Source organism: Promicromonospora sp. NPDC110617, assembly GCF_055598465.1.
The window spans coordinates 475803-495480 of record NZ_JBVKBM010000003.1; the positions used below are offsets into that span (position 1 = coordinate 475803).

Annotated in this window: 19 protein-coding genes; 16 read left to right on the forward strand and 3 right to left on the reverse strand. The window is 72.9% G+C overall.

Going from position 1 to position 19678, the window contains the following annotated elements; all coding sequences use genetic code 11:
- Positions 1–86 precede the first annotated feature (86 nt).
- From rpsD to ACZ7LE_RS19910, 14 genes are all read left to right on the forward strand, one after another.
- Positions 87–713, forward strand: a complete 627-nt coding sequence (rpsD, locus tag ACZ7LE_RS19845) for a 30S ribosomal protein S4 (RefSeq protein WP_182615637.1) — start codon at positions 87–89, stop codon at positions 711–713.
- A gap of 329 nt (positions 714–1042) precedes the next feature.
- Positions 1043–1465, forward strand: a complete 423-nt coding sequence (locus tag ACZ7LE_RS19850) for a DUF948 domain-containing protein (RefSeq protein WP_470404970.1) — start codon at positions 1043–1045, stop codon at positions 1463–1465.
- Complete coding sequence (locus ACZ7LE_RS19855; protein ID WP_470404971.1) at positions 1462–1716, forward strand: hypothetical protein; 255 nt, start codon at positions 1462–1464, stop codon at positions 1714–1716. Before ACZ7LE_RS19850 ends, ACZ7LE_RS19855 begins: the two co-directional genes overlap by 4 nt.
- 148 nt (positions 1717–1864) lie before the next feature.
- Complete coding sequence (gene alaS / locus ACZ7LE_RS19860) at positions 1865–4558, forward strand: alanine--tRNA ligase (protein WP_470404972.1); 2694 nt, start codon at positions 1865–1867, stop codon at positions 4556–4558.
- Between the two features lie 4 nt (positions 4559–4562).
- Positions 4563–5150, forward strand: coding sequence for a Holliday junction resolvase RuvX (gene ruvX / locus ACZ7LE_RS19865; protein WP_470404973.1), 588 nt, complete (start codon positions 4563–4565; stop codon positions 5148–5150).
- 52 nt (positions 5151–5202) lie between these two features.
- Positions 5203–6342: an endolytic transglycosylase MltG gene (gene mltG, locus ACZ7LE_RS19870; RefSeq protein ID WP_470404974.1), complete on the forward strand. Its 1140-nt coding sequence runs from the start codon at positions 5203–5205 to the stop codon at positions 6340–6342.
- Between the two features lie 316 nt (positions 6343–6658).
- Positions 6659–7702 carry an endolytic transglycosylase MltG gene (mltG, locus tag ACZ7LE_RS19875; RefSeq protein WP_470404975.1) on the forward strand — a complete coding sequence of 348 codons (1044 nt, stop codon included), beginning with the start codon at positions 6659–6661 and terminating at the stop codon, positions 7700–7702.
- A 26-nt stretch (positions 7703–7728) separates the two neighbouring features.
- The gene (locus ACZ7LE_RS19880; protein ID WP_470404976.1) at positions 7729–8688 is read left to right on the forward strand and encodes a shikimate dehydrogenase; all 960 of its coding nucleotides are present in this window, start codon (positions 7729–7731) and stop codon (positions 8686–8688) included.
- A gap of 20 nt (positions 8689–8708) precedes the next feature.
- Positions 8709–9212, forward strand: coding sequence for a nucleoside deaminase (locus ACZ7LE_RS19885; RefSeq protein ID WP_470404977.1), 504 nt, complete (start codon positions 8709–8711; stop codon positions 9210–9212).
- 209 nt (positions 9213–9421) lie between these two features.
- Entirely contained in the window at positions 9422–10651 is a 1230-nt protein-coding gene (aroC, locus tag ACZ7LE_RS19890; RefSeq protein WP_470404978.1) for a chorismate synthase, read from the forward strand.
- Positions 10648–11283 carry a shikimate kinase gene (locus ACZ7LE_RS19895; RefSeq protein WP_470404979.1) on the forward strand — a complete coding sequence of 212 codons (636 nt, stop codon included), beginning with the start codon at positions 10648–10650 and terminating at the stop codon, positions 11281–11283. Before aroC ends, ACZ7LE_RS19895 begins: the two co-directional genes overlap by 4 nt.
- Entirely contained in the window at positions 11280–12437 is a 1158-nt protein-coding gene (aroB, locus tag ACZ7LE_RS19900; RefSeq protein WP_470404980.1) for a 3-dehydroquinate synthase, read from the forward strand. Before ACZ7LE_RS19895 ends, aroB begins: the two co-directional genes overlap by 4 nt.
- Before the next feature lie 145 nt (positions 12438–12582).
- Positions 12583–13503, forward strand: a complete 921-nt coding sequence (locus ACZ7LE_RS19905) for a hypothetical protein (RefSeq protein ID WP_470404981.1) — start codon at positions 12583–12585, stop codon at positions 13501–13503.
- A gap of 248 nt (positions 13504–13751) precedes the next feature.
- Positions 13752–14525, forward strand: a complete 774-nt coding sequence (locus tag ACZ7LE_RS19910) for an excalibur calcium-binding domain-containing protein (protein WP_470404982.1) — start codon at positions 13752–13754, stop codon at positions 14523–14525.
- Between the two features lie 69 nt (positions 14526–14594).
- Here ACZ7LE_RS19910 and ACZ7LE_RS19915 read toward each other — a convergent pair whose 3' ends face one another.
- From ACZ7LE_RS19915 to ACZ7LE_RS19925, 3 genes are all read right to left on the reverse strand, one after another.
- Positions 14595–15368 carry a glycerophosphodiester phosphodiesterase gene (locus ACZ7LE_RS19915; RefSeq protein WP_470404983.1) on the reverse strand — a complete coding sequence of 258 codons (774 nt, stop codon included), beginning with the start codon at positions 15366–15368 and terminating at the stop codon, positions 14595–14597.
- Between the two features lie 39 nt (positions 15369–15407).
- Positions 15408–16379: an alpha/beta hydrolase gene (locus ACZ7LE_RS19920; RefSeq protein ID WP_470404984.1), complete on the reverse strand. Its 972-nt coding sequence runs from the start codon at positions 16377–16379 to the stop codon at positions 15408–15410.
- A 76-nt stretch (positions 16380–16455) separates the two neighbouring features.
- Entirely contained in the window at positions 16456–16995 is a 540-nt protein-coding gene (locus ACZ7LE_RS19925) for a TetR/AcrR family transcriptional regulator (RefSeq protein ID WP_470404985.1), read from the reverse strand.
- A gap of 136 nt (positions 16996–17131) precedes the next feature.
- On the opposite strand from ACZ7LE_RS19925, the gene ACZ7LE_RS19930 reads away from it, so the two are divergent.
- Positions 17132–18127 carry an SDR family NAD(P)-dependent oxidoreductase gene (locus ACZ7LE_RS19930; RefSeq protein ID WP_470404986.1) on the forward strand — a complete coding sequence of 332 codons (996 nt, stop codon included), beginning with the start codon at positions 17132–17134 and terminating at the stop codon, positions 18125–18127.
- 126 nt (positions 18128–18253) lie between these two features.
- Positions 18254–19609 (forward strand): alpha-hydroxy-acid oxidizing protein, encoded by a 1356-nt coding sequence (locus ACZ7LE_RS19935; protein WP_470404987.1) that lies wholly within the window; start codon positions 18254–18256, stop codon positions 19607–19609.
- Positions 19610–19678 lie beyond the last annotated feature (69 nt).

Genomic DNA, 19678 nt, shown 5'->3' on the forward strand with positions numbered 1-19678 from the left:
GCTGGTCCCGCACCCGGTGTGGTCCCCCTTCGTGGGGGAGCCGTGTCCGGGTGTGACCTTCAATATCTACAGGACAGGACATCACAGTGACTTCTGTGACCCGTGCGCGCCGTCAGGTGCGCCTGAGCCGCAAGCTGGGCCTCGCGCTCACGCCCAAGGCCGTCAAGCACTTCGAGAAGCGTCCGTACCCGCCCGGTGAGCACGGTCGTGCCCGCCGTCGGACCGAGTCGGACTACGCGGTGCGTCTGCGCGAGAAGCAGCGTCTGCGTGCGCAGTACATGCTTCGCGAGAAGCAGCTTCTCAAGGTCTACGAGAACGCCCGCAAGCAGGCCGGCCTGACCGGTGAGGTCATGGTCGAGGACCTGGAGACCCGTCTGGACTCCGTGGTGCTGCGTGCCGGCTTCGGCCGCACCATCCTGCAGGCCCGCCAGCACGTGACCCACCGTCACATCCTGGTGGACGGCAAGATCGTGGACCGCCCGTCGTTCCGCGTGAAGCCCGGCCAGACCATCCAGGTCAAGCCGAAGAGCCAGACCACGGTGCCGTTCCAGGTCGCCGCCGCGGGCGCGCACCGCGACGTGCTGCCGACGCTCCCGGGCTACCTGGACGTGCAGCTCGAGAAGCTGACCGCCACGCTGACCCGTGCACCGAAGCGCGCCGAGGTCCCCGTGACCTGCGACGTGCAGATGGTCGTCGAGTTCTACGCTCGCTGATCGCACCCAGCAGTACCGGACGGCCCCGTCCGCGCCCCGGCGCGGACGGGGCCGTCCGCATTCCCGGGACGAGCCGCCGTCGCTGCTGCTGCCGCCGCCGCGGCCGCTGTCGCCGCGGCAGCCGTCGAACGTAGGACTGGTCGCGCTCTGAGGGCTCAGAGTGCGACCAGCCCTACGTTCGGTGTCCGGGCCGGGCGACCCGCGGGCGCATCCGGGCGGGCACCGCGGGGCGACGGGCGAGGGTGGCCGGGAGCGGGATAGGGTGATCGACGTCCCCCGGCAGCCAGCGGCGCCGGACATCTGCGAACCTTCCAGGCAGGAGCTTGCGCATGACCCTCGGCGACATCGGAGACGTGGCGGGACTGATCGCGGCGATCGCGTTCGTGCTCCTCGTGGGCTTTCTCGCCGTTCCGTTGTGGAAGCTGGGCAAGCTCCTGGACGAGGCGCGGCTGAGCGTCCGCGACGTCACCGAGCACTCGGTGCCGATCCTCGACGAGGCCGCCAGCACCGTGGCCTCCGCGAACACGCAGCTCGTCAAGGTCGACACGATCACCACGTCCGCGGCGTCGGTCAGCGAGAACGTGTCCGCGCTGACGGGCCTGTACGCGGCGACGCTGGGCAAGCCGCTCGTCAAGGTCGCGGCCTTCTCCTACGGCGTGCGGCAGGCGTTCGGGCAGGCCAAGGGTGGCGGCGGCCGGCACACCGACGGTGACCCGAGCACGAGCACCGGAACGAGCGGGGCCGGCGCATGATCCGCCGGCTCTTCTGGGTCGGCGTGGGGGTGGCGGTCACCGTCGTCGTGATCCACAAGGGCCGCCAGGTGGTCGCGCGCTACACGCCCGAGGCCGTCAGCGAGCGCGCGGCGGCGGCGGTGGACGACGCCGGGGTGCGCCTGGGCCGGATGGCGCGCACGTTCCGGTCGGAGTTCACCACGGCGCGCGCCGAGCGCGAGGCCGAGCTGATGGCCTCCCTCCGGGGCGAGCTGCAGAACCACCAGCGGTAGCGTCCGCCCCGGCCTGATCATTCAGTTTCCGTCTGCCGCGCTCCCGGCGGCAGAATAGGTACGTGCCCGGACATCCGTCCCGCACCAGAATTCGTGCACCCTCCAGCACGACCCATCAGTACGACCGAGAAGAAGGACCACTGACCTCATGCGCACCGCCGAGATCCGCAAGCGTTGGCTCGACTACTTCGAAGCTCAGGGCCACGCGGTGGTGCCGTCGGCGTCGCTGATCTCCCCGGACCCGTCGACGCTGTTCACCATCGCGGGCATGGTGCCGTTCATCCCGTACATGACGGCCCAGCAGACCCCGCCGTGGACGCGCGCCACCAGCGTGCAGAAGTGCGTGCGCACGCTCGACATCGACGACGTCGGCAAGACCACGCGGCACGGCACGTTCTTCCAGATGAACGGCAACTTCTCGTTCGGCGACTACTTCAAGGCCGACGCCATCCGGTACGCCTGGGACTTCCTGACCGGCTCGCTGGAGGACGGCAAGCTGGGGATCGACCCCGACAAGCTCTGGGTCACCGTCTACTACGAGGACGACGAGGCCCGCCAGCTCTGGAAGGACATCGTCGGCCTGCCCGACGAGCGCATCCAGGGCCTCGGCAAGAAGGACAACTACTGGTCCACCGGCCAGCCCGGCCCGGCCGGACCCTGCTCGGAGATCTTCTACGACCGCGGCCCGGCCTTCGGGCCCGACGGCGGCCCGCTGATCGACGAGGGTGGCGACCGGTTCGTCGAGATCTGGAACCTCGTGTTCATGCAGTACGCCATCGACGACGTGAAGTCCAAGGAGGACTTCCGCATCGTGGGCGAGCTCGCCAAGAAGAACATCGACACGGGTATGGGTCTCGAGCGTGTTGCCTTCCTGCTGCAGGGCAAGGACAACATGTACGAGATCGACGAGGTGTTCCCCGTCATCGAGGCTGCCGAGCAGCTCAGCGGCAAGAAGTACGGCGAGAACCACGACGACGACGTGCGTATGCGCGTCGTGGCCGACCACGTCCGCTCGGCCCTGATGATCATCGGCGACGGCGTGCGCCCCTCGAACGAGGGCCGTGGCTACGTGCTGCGCCGACTGCTGCGCCGCTCGGTGCGCGCGATGCGCCTGCTGGGCGTGGACGGCGTGGCCCTGCCGTCGCTGCTGCCGGTCTCGAAGGACGCCATGGCCCCGTCCTACCCGGAGCTGGGCACCAACTTCGAGCAGATCTCGGCCGTCGCCTACGCCGAGGAGGAGGCCTTCCGCCGCACGCTGGCCTCGGGCACCACGATCCTCGACAGCGCCGTGGCCGGACTGAAGAAGCAGGGCGGCGAGCACCTGGTGCTGCCCGGCGAGGCCGCCTTCCAGCTGCACGACACCTACGGCTTCCCGATCGACCTCACCCTCGAGATGGCCGCCGAGCAGGGCGTGCAGGTGGACGAGCAGGCCTTCCGCTCGCTCATGCAGGAGCAGCGCACGCGCGCCCGCGCCGACGCGCTGGCCAAGCGCACCGGCGGGGCCGACGTCGCCGCCTACGAGGCCCTGGAGAAGGAGCTCACCGCCCCGGTCGAGTTCCTCGGGTACACGCAGACGGACGCCTCGGTCCGTGTCGCCGGCCTGCTCACCGGCGGCGTCCCCGCCCCGGCCGTCACGGCCCCGGCCGAGATCGAGGTCGTGCTGGACCGCACGCCGTTCTACGCCGAGGCCGGCGGCCAGCTCGCCGACCACGGCACGATCGTGCTCGACGGCGGCGCCACCATCGAGGTGGACGACGTGCAGCGCCCCATCAAGGGCCTGAACGTGCACCGCGGCCGCCTGATCGAGGGCACGGTGGCGCTCGGCGACCCGGGCACCGCCCAGATCGACACGGCCCGCCGCAAGGCCATCAGCCGTGCCCACTCGGCCACGCACATGATCCACAAGGCCCTGCACGAGCTCGTCGGCCCGGACCGCACCCAGGCCGGCTCGGAGAACGCCCCGAGCCGCATCCGGTTCGACTTCCGCTCGCCGTCCGCCGTCTCGGCGTCCGCCCTGACGGAGATCGAGGAGCGCGTCAACGTGCGCCTCGCGGACAACCTCGACGTGACCGACGAGCTCATGCCGATCGCGAAGGCCCGCGAGGCCGGTGCCATGGCGCTGTTCGGCGAGAAGTACGGTGACGTCGTGCGCGTCGTCTCGATCGGCGACGACTGGTCGCGCGAGCTGTGCGCCGGCACGCACGTCAAGCAGACCGGCCAGCTCGGCCGGGTCACGCTGCTGGGCGAGTCGTCGATCGGCTCCGGCGTGCGCCGCGTGGACGCCCTGGTGGGCGACGGCGCGTACGGCTTCCAGGCCAAGGAGCACGCCCTGGTGGGCCAGCTCACCGGGCTGCTCAACACGCGCCCCGAGGACCTGCACGAGCGCGTCGGCTCCCTCGTGACGCGCCTCAAGGAGGCCGAGAAGGAGCTCGCCACGCTGCGGCAGGGCCAGCTCCTGGCCGTCGCCGGCAAGCTCGCCGCCGAGGCTCCGCGCGTCGGCGACGTGCGCGTCGTCACGCACGACGCCGGCGAGGCCCAGGCCGACGACCTGCGCGCCCTCGTGCTCGACGTGCGCGGCCGCCTCGGCGAGGCCGAGCCGGTCGTCGCCGCCGCCGGCGGCGTGTCGGGCGGTCGCCCCGTCGTGGTGGTCGTGACCAACGCCGCCGCCCGTGCCGCCGGCTACAAGGCCGGCGACCTGGTGCGCACCGCCGCCCAGACGCTCGGCGGTGGTGGCGGCGGCAAGCCGGACATGGCCCAGGGCGGCGGTACCGACCCGGCCAAGCTCGGCGAGGCCCTCGCGGGCATCGCCGAAGGCGTGCGCCTGGCCGCGGTGGGTGCCTGACGTCGTGACGGACACCGGAACCGAGCCGGGCCTCCCGCGGGGGGCCCGGCTCGGGGTCGACGTCGGCATGGCCCGGATCGGGCTGGCCGCGAGCGACCCCGACGGGCTGGTCGCCACCCCCGTGGAGACCGTGCCGCGGGTGCTGGCGAGCGCGAAGCAGGGTGGACAGAAGCAGGGCGGACCGAAGCAGGGGGCCCGGAGCGCCGACGGCACCACGGCCGACGTCGCGCGGATCGTGGACGAGGCGGTCGAGCGGTTCGCCGCCGTCGTCTACGTGGGGCTGCCGCGGCACCTGTCCGGCAAGGAGGGTGCGGCCACCGCCGACGCCCGCCGGTTCGCTGCCCGGTTGACCGTCGCCCTGGCCGCCGCGGGCGAGCGCGCCGAGGTGCGTCTCGTGGACGAGCGGATGACGACCGTGTCGGCGCACCAGGCGCTCCACGCGGCCGGCAGAAAATCCAAGAAGCACAGGTCCGTGATCGATCAGGCCGCAGCCGTTATCATTCTGCAATCTGCACTAGACGCGGAGCGGGCGAAGGGGGAGCGCGCCGGCGAGCTCGTCGAGGTGCGGACCGTGCACGACACGCACGAATGAGCTCAGCGCCACCCCCCAAGGACACCCCCCGACGAAGGACAGTGAGTCTCCGGTGACGGACCTCTTCACGGCGCCCCCGCGCTCCCAGGCAGATCCCTCGTTCCCCGGGCCGAGATCAGGCCGGAGAGCCCAGCGGCGGCGTCGGCGCAACAAGCGCGGCCGCGCGCTGGTCGTGCTGCTCGTCGCCCTCGTGCTGGTCGGCGGGTCGGGCTACGCGATCTGGAGCAACCTCGACTCCCTGATGGGGCTGACCAACCCGCTGGAGTCCAAGGACTTCCCGGGTCCGGGCGGCGAGCAGGTCGACGTCGAGATCCCCGAGGGCGCGACGGGCACGGTCATGGGCCAGGAGCTGTACAAGGCCGGCGTCGTCGCCAGCGTGTCGGCGTTCACCACCGCCTTCGAGGCCAACCCGGACTCGATGTCGATCCGCCCCGGCACGCACGCCATGCTGGAGGAGATGCCCGCGCGGGACGCCGTCGCCCTGCTCGTGAAGAACGAGATGGTGGACCTGCAGCTCACCATCCCCGAGGGCTACACGGTCGACCAGATCGTGGAGCGCGCCGTGCAGGTCACGGGCCTGCCCGCCGAGGACTTCGAGGCCGCCCTGAAGAAGCCGGCCACGTTCGGCCTGCCGAAGCAGGCCGACGGCGACCCCGAGGGCTGGCTCTACGCCGGCACCTACGCGCTCAAGCCGGACAAGGACTCCGCGGCCGGGCTGCTGACGCAGATGGTCGACCGCACCGAGCAGGCGCTGCGGAAGAAGGAGATCCCGGGCGGCGACTGGGAGGACGTGCTGACCAAGGCCTCGCTGGTGGAGCGGGAGGGCCTGCACGCCGAGGACAAGCCGAAGATCGCCCGCGCGATCGAGAACCGGCTCGAGGACGGCATGATCCTCCAGATCGACGCCGCGGTCGCCTACGGGGCCGGCAAGCCCGGTACCGAGCTGACCAAGGAGGACCTGCGCAACGAGAAGAACCCGTACAACACGTACGAGCACACGGGGCTGCCGCCGGGGCCGATCGCGAGCCCGGGGGAGACGTCGATCGACGCCGTGCTCCACCCGACGCCCGGCGACTGGAAGTACTGGATCACGGTCAACCTCGACACGGGCGAGACCAAGTTCTCGGAGACCTACGAGCAGCACCTCGCCTACCAGCAGGAGCTTCGCGACTGGCAGGCAGCCAACGGCTGAGGGTGACGAATCCCCGGAGTTGGCCGGGAATGTACGGATCGGGGTAGCGTTCGCGGCACCCGGCCCGTGATGCGATCGTGACGTGCGGTTGCAGTGTCGTGTTCCCGGTTGGTGACCAGCGTGGTTCGTCCAGTGATCCGCGCACCGTAGAGGATGGAGCGAGCGCGTGACCCAGGCCCTTCCGGGAGTGAATTATCAGGGGCCACCGAGGCACGCCAGCGGCTCGCGCGGTCGTCGGGGGGACCGCGACGGCAGCCACCGCCAGGGACGTCGGAGCGGGGGCCGGAGCCGCGGCGGGCGCGGCCCGCTGCGCCCGGTGCTGATCGCCGTCGTCGCAGCGCTGGTCGTCGTGGGCGGCCTGGGCGCGTGGACGGTGAAGAACGACGGCTACCTCTTCGGGATCGAGACGCCGCTCGCCCCCGCCGACTACGAGGGCACCGGCGGCGAGGCGATCGCCGTCGACATCCCCGAGGCGGCCAACGGCTACACGATCGGCGCCGAGCTCGAGGCGAAGGACGTCGTCGCGAGCGCCGAGGCGTTCGTCCATGCGTTCAACGCCAACCCGGACGCCGGCGGGATCCAGCCGGGCACGCACCCGATGAAGCTGCAGATGAGCGCGGAGTCGGCGGTGGCCCTGCTCGCCGAGAACAAGATCGATCGGGCCGGTTTCACCGTGCCCGAGGGTTATACGGTCGACCAGATCCGGGCGAGCATGATCGACAAGGGATGGCCCGAGGCGGACGTCACCTCGACGTTCGAGGGCATCGCCTCGCTCCTGCCGGCCGAGGCCGGCGGCAAGCCCGAGGGCTGGCTGTTCCCGAGCAGCTACGAGGTCAGGCCGGACCAGACCCCGGCGAAGGACGTCGTCCAGCAGATGATCGCCCAGACCAGCGCGGTCCTGGAGCAGCTGAAGGTCCCCGCCGACCAGCGCGAGACAGTGCTGATCAAGGCGTCCCTCATCGAGCGCGAGGCACGGATGGCGGAGGACCGGCCGATCATGGCGGCCGCCATCGAGAACCGGCTGGCCGCGAACGAGTGGCTCGGCATCGACGCCTCGCTGCTCTACGGCCTGGGCCGGACCAGCGGCGGGCTGACGAGCGCCGAGCTGGCGGACGGTTCCAACCCGTACAACCTGAGCGTGCGGGGCAACAAGGGCCTGCCGCCCACCCCGATCGCCGCGCCGAGCCGTGCGTCGATCGAGGCGGTCATGAAGCCGGCCGACGACCCGGATGTCTTCTTCTGGTGCACGGTGAACCTCGAGACCGGCGAGACGAAGTTCGCGAACACCCAGGCGGAGCACGACCAGAACATCGCCGAGCTGCACGCGTGGATGGACGCCAACCCGGGCTGGAACGGCTAGAGCCGATCGTGCTGGATGATCTCCGTATGAACGTTGCTCTGCGCCGCGCCGCCGTGCTCGGCCACCCCGTCGCGCACTCCCTGTCCCCGGTGCTGCACGCCGCCGCCTACCGGGCCCTCGGCCTGGCCGGCTGGGACTACGGCGTGCACGACGTCACCGAGGACACCCTGGCGGGCTTCCTGGACGGCGTCGCCGGCGACCCGGCGCGCGCCTGGGCCGGGCTGAGCCTGACGATGCCGCTGAAGCAGGCGGTCATCCCGCTGCTGGACCACGTCGAGCCGCTCGCCGAGGCGGTCGGCGCCGTGAACACGGTGCTGTTCACAGCGGTCGGCGGCGTGGTCACCAGCACCGGCACCAACACCGACGTGCACGGCATCGTCGCGGCGCTGCGGGAGGGGCTGGGGACGGGCACGGCCACGAGCACGGGCACCGGTACGGACGCGAGTGCGCGTCCCGTCGCCGAGGCCGTGGTCCTGGGCGGGGGAGCGACCGCGGCGTCGGCCCTGGCTGCCCTCGCCGAGATCGGCTGCCCCTCGGCGCGGGTCTTCGTGCGCTCCCTGGACCGCATCGGTCCGCTGCGCGAGGCCGTGGCCCGGATGGGCGTCAGCCCCTCGTTCGAGGTGTTCGACGACGCGGCGACGACGTCGGCCCTGGTGGCCGCGGACGCCGTCGTCTCCACGACGCCGAAGTACGCCGCGGACGTCTGGGCCAAGCTGCTGACCGATGGCGCGGCTGGCAGCGCGCCTGGGAACGCGGCGGGCGATGCCGGTGAGGTACCGCGCGGCGTGCTCCTCGACGTCGTCTACGACCCCCGGCCCACCGCCCTGCAGTCGGCGTGGACGGCGCTCGGCGCCCGCGCCGTGGGCGGCGAGCGCATGCTGCTGCACCAGGCCGCCGAACAGGTGCGCCTGATGACGGGGCAGGCGGCGCCGCTCGCGGCCATGGACGAGGCCCTCCGCGCGGCCCTGGCCGTTCCGGCCCGCTGATCTGCCTCACGATGTCGGTGATGTCGCCCGAGGACGCGGTCGGTCTCGCGATCGAGACCGCTGAGGTCGGACTGGCGAAGGGTGAGATGCCGATCGGTGCCGTCGTCCTGCGGGGCGATGTCGTCGTCGGCCGGGCGCACACGGAGGAGATTCGGCAGCGACGTCGGATCGTGCATGCCGATCTCCTGGCCATGGAAGCGGCGGACCGCGCGCTCGGCCTTGGCCCGCAGCGCGAGCCGCTCACGCTCGCGGTCAACCTCGAGCCCTGCTTGATGTGCCTCGGCGCTGCCGTGACTCTCCGGATCGACCGGATCTGCTTCGGACTGTGGTCGCCCGACGACGGCGGGGTCGACCTGATCCGCCACTGGAAGCCGGCCAACGAGCTGGCGTTCTTCAAGCCTCCACGAGAGATCGTCGGCGGCTACGGGGAGGACCAGATCCGTGACCAGTTCCGCCGGTACGCCGCTGACGAGACCCGTCCTGCCGGCATGCGGGAGTGGTGCGCAGGTCTGGCGTCGGGCTGACCTCGATGGCGGGCGCCTCGACCTCTCGGGGGACGACGTAACCCTCCTGGGAGGGTTACGGAGAGTAGACATTGCTACGTCTCCGTTACCTCCTCGGGAGCCACGTCTCTGCCCCGCGCGACACGCCGAGGCCGGAGCGTCGTGACCGTCGGTGTGTCGCCCACCGGACCGGTGCGCCGACCCCGTCACGCGCGTGAAACAATCCGACCATGCTGCGTTGGTTGACATCGGGTGAGTCGCACGGTCCCGCACTCGTGGGCATGATGGAGGGTCTGCCCGCCGGGGTGGAGCTGACGACGTCGGACATCCAGGGCGCCCTGGCGCGCCGCCGCCTCGGCTACGGTCGCGGCGCCCGGATGAAGTTCGAGCAGGACCAGGTGCGGGTGCTCGGCGGGCTGCGTCACGGCCTCACGCAGGGCGGGCCGCTCGCGATCGAGATCGCCAACACGGAGTGGCCCAAGTGGACCGACGTCATGTCGGCCGACCCGGTGCCCGCCGAGGCGCTCCTGGTCGACGCCGGCACCGGCGACGAGCGCGAGGTGGCCCGCAACCGGCCGCTGACGCGCCCGCGTCCCGGGCACGCCGACCTCATCGGCATGCGCAAGTACGGCTTCGAGGACGCGCGGCCCGTGCTGGAGCGCGCCTCCGCGCGAGAGACCGCGGCCCGCGTGGCGCTCGGCGTGGCCGCCGCCAAGTTCCTCGAGCAGGCGCTCGGCATCCGTCTCGTGTCGCACGTGGTCGCGATCGGCGAGGTCGAGGTGCCCGACGGCGCCGCGCTGCCGACCCCGGACGACGTCGCCGCGCTCGACGCCGACCCGGTGCGCTCCTTCGATGCCGCCTCCTCGAAGCTCATGGTCGAGGAGATCGACCTCGCCAAGAAGGACGGCGACACGCTCGGCGGCGTCGTCGAGGTGCTCGCCTACGGCGTGCCCTCCGGCCTGGGCACCTACGTGCAGGGCGACCGCCGGCTCGACGCACGGCTGGCCGCGGCCCTGATGGGCATCCAGGCGATCAAGGGCGTCGAGGTCGGCGACGGCTTCCGCACCGCTCGCCGCCGTGGCAGCGCCGCGCACGACGAGATCGTCCGCGGCACCGCCCCCGACGGCCGCCCGGGCATCGAGCGCACCACGAACCGGGCCGGCGGCATCGAGGGCGGCATGTCGAACGGCGAGATCGTGCGCGTGCGCGCCGCGATGAAGCCCATCTCGACCGTCCCGCGGGCGCTGCCGACCGTGGACACCGCCACGGGCGAGCCCGTCACGGCCCACCACCAGCGGTCGGACGTCTGCGCGGTGCCGCCCGCCGCCGTCGTCGCCGAGGCCATGGTGGCCCTCACCCTGGCCGAGGCGGCCGTCGAGAAGTTCGGCGGCGACTCCGTGGCCGAGGTGCGGCGCAACCTCGAGTCCTACGTGGCCGCCATCCCGGAGCTGCTGCAATGACGCGCTCCGCCCACGCGACCCGCCCCGTCGCCGTCATGATCGGACCGCCCGGTTCCGGCAAGTCGAAGGTGGGCCGCACGCTCGCCGCCGGCCTCGGCGTCACGATCCGCGACACCGACGCGGACATCGAGGAGGGCGCCGGCAAGCCGGTCAGCGAGATCTTCGTGGACGACGGCGAGCCCCGCTTCCGCGAGCTGGAGTCCGCGGCGGTGCTCACCGCGCTCGCGGAGCACGACGGCGTGCTGTCGCTCGGCGGCGGCGCCGTGATGAGCCTGGCCACGCAGGCGGCCCTGACCCGGTACGCGGCCGACGGCGGGCACGTCGTCTTCCTCGACGTGCCGCTGGCGATCGCGGCCCAGCGGGTCGGCATGAACCAGGCCCGGCCGCTGCTGCTGGGCAACCCGCGGGCGCAGTGGCAGAAGCTGATGACCGAGCGGCGTCCCACGTACGAGCGCCTGGCGACGCTGACGATCGTGTCGAGCGACCGGCCCGGCGAGCAGGTCGCGGCGGAGATCATCGAGGCCCTCGGCCTGGAGCTGCGCGTGCCGGAGCTGATGGACCCGAAGCGGGCCGAGGAGCACAGGGCCGAGGAGCAGGCCCAGGAGAACAAGACCGAGGAGAACGTCACGTGAGCACCGACAGCGCCCCCACCCGGATCACGGTCCGGGGAGACGCTCCCTACGACGTCGTCATCGGCCGCCACCTCCTGGGTGAGCTGCCGGGGCTGGTGGGCAAGGCCGCCAAGGTGATGGTGATCCACCCCGCCGCGCTGTCGGCGACGGCGGACGCGATCGCCGAGGACCTCAAAGCGGCGGGGTACGAGGCGTTCGTCGCGGAGGTGCCGGACGCGGAGTCGGCCAAGACGCCGCAGGTGGCCGCGTTCCTCTGGGGTCTGCTCGGGCAGCTCGACTTCACGCGCTCGGACGCGATTGTCGGCGTCGGCGGGGGAGCGACCACCGACCTCGCCGGCTTCGTGGCGGCGACCTGGCTGCGCGGCATCCGCGTGGTCCACGTGCCGACCACGCTGCTCGCGATGGTCGACGCGGCCGTGGGCGGCAAGACCGGCATCAACACGGCCGAGGGCAAGAACCTCGTGGGCGCGTTCCACCCCCCGGCGGGCGTGCTGTGCGACCTCGCGGCGCTCGCCTCGCTGGACAAGTGGGACCTCGTCGCGGGCATGGCCGAGGTGGTCAAGACCGGCTTCATCGCGGACCCGGTGATCCTCGACCTCGTCGAGGCGCACGTCGACGAGCTGCGGAACTGGGCCGGCGCGGACGCCACGGACGAGACCTGGGCCGTGATCGCCGAGCTCGTGGAGCGGTCCGTGCGGGTCAAGGCCGAGGTGGTGGGCGAGGACCTCAAGGAGGCCGGCCTGCGCGAGATCCTCAACTACGGGCACACGCTGGGCCACGCGATCGAGCTCGTCGAGCGCTACCAGTGGCGCCACGGCGCCGCGGTGAGCGTGGGCATGATCTTCGCCGCCGAGCTCGCCCGGATGGCCGGCAAGCTGCCCGACGACGTCGCCGACCGGCACCGCGCCATCCTCGACTCCCTCGGGCTCCCGGTGCACTACCGGAGCGACCGCTGGGACCAGCTGCTCGCCGCGATGCGCCGCGACAAGAAGGCGCGCGGCGACCTGCTGCGGTTCGTGGTGCTGGACGATGTCGCCAAGCCGGTACGGCTGGAGGGGCCCGACCCGACCCTGCTGGCCGCCGCCTACGCGGAGGTGTCCAAGGAGCCGCCGACGAAGGGCCCGGGCACCCCGGTCACGCTGACGCTGGGCTGAGGCGCCCGCCGAGCCCGCCGGCCCCGCCCGATCACCTTTGAGGCCCGGGTTTCTTCGCTTTGCGCCAGCTCAAAGCGAAGAAACCCGGGCCTCAAAGGTGACGACATTCGCAGCGCTCGGGCGAACCGGACATTAGCCTCGGGGCATGAGCTTCGATCCCGGTTTCCGGGCCGCCCGCAAGGCCGGCTCGCCTGGCACGTTCCGGCTGCTCTTCCCGCTGGTGTTCCTGGGCCTCCTGGTCCTGTTCGCGGGCCCGTTCTCGTCCGACGACGGCTTCGGCACGCCGACGCCGTTCCTCGTGGTCGCGGGGATCGCGGCCCTGATCGTGCTGTGGATCTTCGTCAAGGGCGCCCGGCGCTGGGCGCGCAACCGCGGCGCCTGGTCGCGCGCCGCGCGCGGCGCGGTGTCCCTGACCCTGAACGGCGAAGCCGTGGCCGAGCAGCGGAAGGTGTCCGGCCGGCCGATGCGGACGGTGGTGGTCGAGCACCGTGGGCACCAGCAGTACCTGCACCTGTTGTTCCCCCAGGACGCACCGGTCGACACCATCGTTCCCGGTCGGGTGACGGTCGAGTTCTTCGCCGGGGACACCGTCGAGGGCCCGGCGCGGCTGCTCCTGGCCGACGGCCGCACGCTGTGGGCCTTCACCGCACAGCTCGGGACGCGGGCACAGCCGAAGCGGGCGACCCGGTCCGGCGCGACGTCCGGCCTGACCGGCACCGCGTCCGACGGGAGCGCTGCTCTGCTCGTGCCGGCGACGTTCGGCCCGGCTGCGCCCGGCGACCGGGAACGGGGCGACGACGGAGCCGGTGACGCGGTGCCCTCGCCCGACCCCTCGCCCGACCCGTCGGCGGGCGGGGTGTGGTCGGGCGGCGACGGCTGGACGGGCGGCAGTTCCTGGGGCGGCGACTCGACCTGGACGGGCTCGGACGGCGCCGCCGCCGGTGGGCACAGCGGGGGCGGTGGTGACGGCGGCGGCTGGTTCGGCGGCGGCAGCTCGGACGGCGGCGGCTGGTCCGGTGGCGACTCCGGCGGCGGTGGCGGCGACTCGGGCGGCGGCGGTTCCTGACGGCCGGCGGTTGCTGACGGCGTCGGTCCCTGACGGCGTCGGTCCCTGACGGTGTCCAGACTCTGACGGTGTCCAGACTCTGACGGCGTTCGGTCCCGGACTGCATACGCACGGACCCCGCGCGGGCGATCCTTGGGTGATCTTGTCCCGTTTTCTGTGCAATGCGGGCGGTGGGCGCCTAGCGTCCGAAGGGCAGGGGTGCACAGCGCGCGCGGTTCGGCCGCGTGCCGACTGAAAGGTGCCCCGACATGCGCAGGGTCTACAACCTTCCACCCGGCTGGCCGGTCCCGCCCGAGGGCTGGAAGCCGGATCCTGAGTGGCAACCGAACCCCCAGTGGTCGGTCCCGGCGGGCTGGCGGCTGTGGGTCGACGTGCCGGACACGGCTCTGATCGGCAAGGACGCCGTGGCCGTGGATGTCCCGGACGAGCAGCCGGCGTCCACCCGGAACCGCAGGGGATGGGCGATGGTCGGCGGTGCGGGCGCGGCCCTGCTGATCTTCTTCCTGGGCGTGGGCATCGGCGGCATCGGTGGCGGCCAGGGCGACGGCCCGGTCGCCGGAGCCGAGGCCTCGGCGTCCGCCTCTGCGGCGTCGGCTGCCGTGGCCGAGGAGCGCGCGCAGCTCGAGAGCGAGCAGGCCGACCTTGCCGAGGCCCAGGCAGCGCTCGAGACCGACGAGGCCGCGCTGGCCGACGACCGTAAGAGCCTGGACAGCCGGGCCGACGACGTGGCGAAGAAGGAGAAGAAGCTCCGGACGCGCGAGGCCGACGTCAAGACCGCGGAGGCCGAGGTCGACACACGGGAGTCCGACGTCGCCCAGCGGGAGGCGGCCGTCGAAGATGCGGAGGCTGCCGGGCTGGTGGGCGGCGCCACCGGGGACGGCGGGACGGCCGACTCCGGCGGCACGGCCTACTACGAGAACTGCGACGCCGCGCGGGCCGCAGGCGCCGCGCCGGTGTACAGCGGCGACCCGGGCTACGGCTCCCACCTGGACCGGGACGGCGACGGCGTCGGCTGCGAGTAGTGCGGGACGGCGCTGTTCCCGACGGCGCTGTTCCCGACGGCGCTGCGCCACGTTGCTGTGACCGACGCGCTACTCCCAGAGCCCCCGCTCGATCAGCACGTCCTTGAGCAGGTCGGCGCGGTCGGTGATCAGGCCGTCCACGCCGTCGTCGATGAGCTGCCGCATCTCGTCCGGGTCGTCGATGGTCCAGACGTGCACCTTCTTGCCCAGCGCGTGCGCCGCGGCGATCGACGCCGCGTCCACGACCGTGATCGAGCCCTCGCGCACCGGGACCTGCAGCGCGTCGACGTCGCGCAGGGCCCGCCGGGACAGGGCCGGCACGTGGACGCGGACCCCCGTCAGGAAGCTCGCGATCTCCTTGCGTCCGGCCGACGTCGCGACCGGGCGGGACAGCTTGGTGAGCGTCGCCCGCCGTCGGGCCACCTCGAAGGACGTGACGCACACGCGGTCCCAGGCGGAGGTCCGCTCGATCGCCCGGGCAACCGGACCGACGCTGGAGGAGTGCTTGACGTCGATGTTCACACGCAGGTCGGGCCACCCGCCCAGCAGGTCCTCCAGCAGCGGAACGGGCTCCACGCCCCCGATGCGGGCCTCGCTCACCTCGGACCACGGCAGCTCGGCCACCAGACCCGTCCCGTCGGTGGTGCGGTCGAGCGACTCGTCGTGCAGCGCGACGGCGACGCCGTCCACCGTCCCGTGCGCGTCCGTCTCCACGTACCGGTAGCCGAGGTCGACGGCGGCGCCGAACGCCGCCAGGGAGTTCTCCAGCCCCTCGGTGCCGGCTGACGCGTGCGCGAACCCGCGGTGGGCGAGGGCCTGGAAGGGCCCCTCGAAGTAGGTCACTGGCTGTCCCTCACGACGTCGAACCTCACGAACTGGAACTCAAGCATCGATGCTGCTGTCGGTCCATTTCAACATGCCGTCGAGGTACGCCTCGCGCGGCCCACGGGCCGACAGCGACAGGTCGTGCACACCGCCCGGCACGACGAGCTCGGTGACGTCCAGCCCCAGGCCGGGCGCGAGCGCGGCCATCTGCCGGACGTCGAGCACGGTGTCCTGGGCGTCGAGCAGCGGGTTGTCCAGCGAGTCCGGCCCGGACGAGTCGGACCGGGCGAGCAGCACGGGGCACGCGATCTCCAGCCCGGCGGCGACGCGTGCCTGCCCGCGCCGGATCGCGACGAACCAGCCCACGCGGCCGGGTAGGCCCTCGGGACGCTTGAGGGTCGTGTCGAACTCCCAGCGCCCGCCGTTGGCGGCGAGCAGGTGCTCGGCGTACCGGGACGGGCCGTCGCTGATGATCGCGGTGCTCGCGAGCCGCCCCACCGTGTCGAGCACGCGGGTGCCGACGGTGCGCTGCCAGTGCGGCGCGCGCAGGTCGAGGAACGGTGAGTTCAGGACCAGCACGTCGGGACCGGCGTCGGCCCCCGCGGCGTTGCGGTGCGCGTGCGCCCACAGGGAGGCGGTCAGCCCGCCCGTCGAGTGGGCGTGCACCACGAGCGGCAGGCCCGGCTCCAGGCCGCGCACCGCGCGGGCGGCCGCCGCGATGTCGCTCGCCTGCTCGCGCAGGTCGAGCACGAAGTGCGGGATCTGGTCGGGCTGCAGGGAGCGTCCGGCGGCCCGGAGGTCGACGGCGTAGAACGCGTAGCCGGCCGCGGTGAAGGTCCGGGCCAGGTGCTCCTGGAAGAAGTAGTCGTTGTAGCCGTGCACGTGGATCACGGCGGCCCGGGGTGCCGGCCGGTCGGCCGGGTACGGGTAGCGCACCAGGGTCGCCGGGCCGAGCGGGGCCTCCTGGAACGGCTCGCCGAGCAGGTGGTCGGTGCGCCAGTCGAGCGCGTCTTCCGGGGAACCAGGCACCTGGGGATCGTATGTCGAGGACGGCCCTGGTCGCAGGTCGCCACGTTCTGGGACGTCCGATCTCCCGGGTACCGGCTCAGGCCGGACGCAGCCCCGCCAGCAGGATCTCCAGGTACGGCCCGCGGTCCGACGTCGCGCCCAGCCGTACCGCGTGCTCCATCCCGCACACCAGGTGCTCGACCTGCTGCGTGGACAGGTCCGGCCGGACGACGCCGGCGGCGCGGGCCCGGACCAGGATCTGCTCGAACCCCGCGCCGATCTCCTGCTTGGCGGTGCGTACCTCGTCGTCCTCGTCCTCGGCGGACAGGAGCACGGGCTGCAGGCCGCCCTCCTCGAGCTGGAGGTCCAGCGCGGCGTGCAGGAGATGCGTGATCGCCGTGGCGGGGTCGGGCTCCGCGACGGCCTCGCGGACCAGTACGCGCAGCCGTTCCAGCGTGTCGAGGGTCAGGGCCTCCACGAGCGCGTGCGTGGTGGGGAAGTGGCGGTAGACCGTGCCGACCCCCACGCCGGCCTCGCGCGCGAGGTCGTTGAGCCGGAGCGCCCCGGGGTCGTGGCGCCGGGCGACCTCGAGGATGCGCGCGCGGCTGCGGGCGGCGTCGGACCGGAGAGCGGGCATGGGACGAGCCTACCGCAGAAGTGGATGGAACATCCGTTTCGGGTGCTAGGCTCAAACGGATACATCATCCGAATGTATGCCGAGGTCGTGTGCCAAGGATGCGCGCCGAGGCATGCCCAGAGACCTGAGGACCGTCATGACTGCTGACAGCCCCGCCGATCGCTCCGCCGACCCGGCCTGGGACCCCGCCCGCCTGCCCGACCAGACCGGCCGCACGCACGTCGTGACCGGCGCCACCGCCGGCATCGGCTACTTCGCCGCCGAACAGCTCGCCGCGGCCGGCGCGCACGTCGTGCTCGCCTCCCGCTCCGCGGGCAAGCTCGACACGGCCGTCGCCTCGATCGAGCGGGAGGTGCCCGGCGCGCGCCTCGACACCGTCGTCGTGGACCTCGCGTCCCTGACCTCCGTGTCCGACACCGCCGCACGGATCGCGGCCCTGCCGCGCGTGGACGGGCTGCTGCTCAACGGCGGGTCCGTGGCCCTGCGGCGCGACGCGACGACGGCCGACGGGCTGCCCCTGATGCTCGGCACGCACGTGGTCGCAGGAGTCGCGCTCCTGGCGGGCGTGCTCCCGGCGCTCGCGGCCACGGGCGAGCGGACCGGCACGCCGGCACGGGTGGTGCACACCTCCACGGGGTTCGTCACGCAGTTCCCGACGGCGGTCGACGACGTCCGCCGGGTGCCGCGCGTCGCCCTCAGCGCCTACACGAAGGCGAAGACGGTGACCGAGGTGCTCGCGTTCGAGCTGGCGCGCCGGCTGGAGGCCGCGGGGACGCCCGTCTCCTCGCTGGTCACCCGGCCGGGCGTGGGCGTCGACGCCCGGACGCCGCACCGTGCCGGCATCCGCGACGCGACCACGCCGTACCAGCGCAACCCCTACACGCCCTGGGCCCAGGGCAAGGACACCGCCGCCTGGTCGGCGGTGCGCGCCCTGACCGACCCGCTGGCGCGCAACGGCGACTACTACGCGCCGGCCGGCCGGCTGAAGGGGCTCCCCGTGCGGGTGGACCCGACGCCCCGGACGGCGTCACCCGAGGGCGACCTCGCGGCCCGCGTCTGGGACCAGGTCGAGGCGCTCGCGGGGACGCCGCTGCGGATCCCCGGGGCTGCCGGGGAGCGGGCCCGGGGGTAGGCGTCCGCGGGCCAGGCCATGCCTGCTGACATGGCCGCTGACATGCCGACTGACATGCCGGCTGACATGCCCGCCGACATGTCCGCAGAGCACGACGGCCGATCACGAGATGGCAGGATGTCCGACATGCCTACTCATGGCGGGATCAATATCGGCCGGACGGTGCAGTCGGCGATCTACCGCGACGGCGTCTACGGCCGCCGGCCCACGGTGCCCACCGATCCCGGCGCGCTCGCTGCCGCCGCCCGCCGCCGCATGACCCGCACCGGCTGGTCCTACGTGGCCGGCGGCGCCGGCGCGCAGCGCACCGTCGCGGCCAACCGGGAGGCGTTCGGCAGGTACCGGATCGTGCCGCGCCAGATGGTCGACGTCGGCGAGCGGTCGCTGGCCACGACCCTGCTGGGCCGCGAGCTGCCCGCCCCCGTGCTGTTCGGGCCGGTCGGCGCCCTGGAGCTCGCCGTGCAGCACCAGCGCGGTGGCCGGGCCGCGGCGCCACGCAACGCCGAGCCCGCCCTGGCCCGCGCCGCCCGCGACCTCGGCCTGCCCGTCGTCATCTCGTCCCAGGCGTCCACGCCCATGGAGGACACGGCCGCCGCCCTCGGCGACAGCCCGCGCTGGTTCCAGCTCTACTGGTCGTCCGAGGACGCCCTGGTCGAGTCCTTCGTCTCCCGCGCCGAGGCCAGCGGCTGCGAGGCGATCGTCGTCACCCTGGACACCCACGTGCTCGGCTGGCGCACCGCGGACCTCGACCTGGGCTACCTCCCGTTCGCCCGCGCCGAGGGCATCGCCCAGTACCTGAGCGACCCCGTGTTCCGCAGCCTCGTCGAGGCGCGTGTCACGGCGTCGGCGGCGTCGGAACCTGCGCCGTCCAACCGGCCCACGGCCGCCGCCGTCCGCTCGCTGCTGTCCATGGCGCGCCACCACCCGGGCCCCACCCTGCGCAACCTCACCCAGCCCTACGCCCGGGCCGCCGTGGAGACCTTCCTGGACGTCTTCTCCCGCTCGACCCTCACCTGGGCCGACCTCGCCTGGCTGCGCGAGCGCACCACCCTCCCGATCCTCGTCAAGGGCATCCAGCACCCCGACGACGCCCGCGCCGCCCTCGACCACGGCGCCGACGGCATCGTGGTGTCCAACCACGGCGGCCGGCAGGTCGACAACGCCGTCGCCTCGATCGACGCCCTCGGGCCCGTGGTCGACGCCGTGCGGGAGTGGACGGGGGCGTCCGGTTCGGAAGCGGGCGGCGCCGTCCCCGTGCTGTTCGACTCCGGCATCCGCACCGGGGCCGACGTGTTCACCGCGCTCGCCCTGGGCGCCGACGCCGTCCTCCTCGGCCGCCCCTGGGTCTACGGCCTGGCCCTCGCCGGGGCCGACGGCGTCCGCGCCGTCGCCGAGCACGTCCTGGCCGAGCTCGACCTCACGATGGCGCTCGCGGGTGTTTCCGGGACGGACCAGATCGGTCGGCACAACCTGGCGCTCTGACCCGCGGGTCGGTATGAGATCGTGACCGCTCCAGCACCCACGATTCATGCGACCCGGGCAGACTGCGGC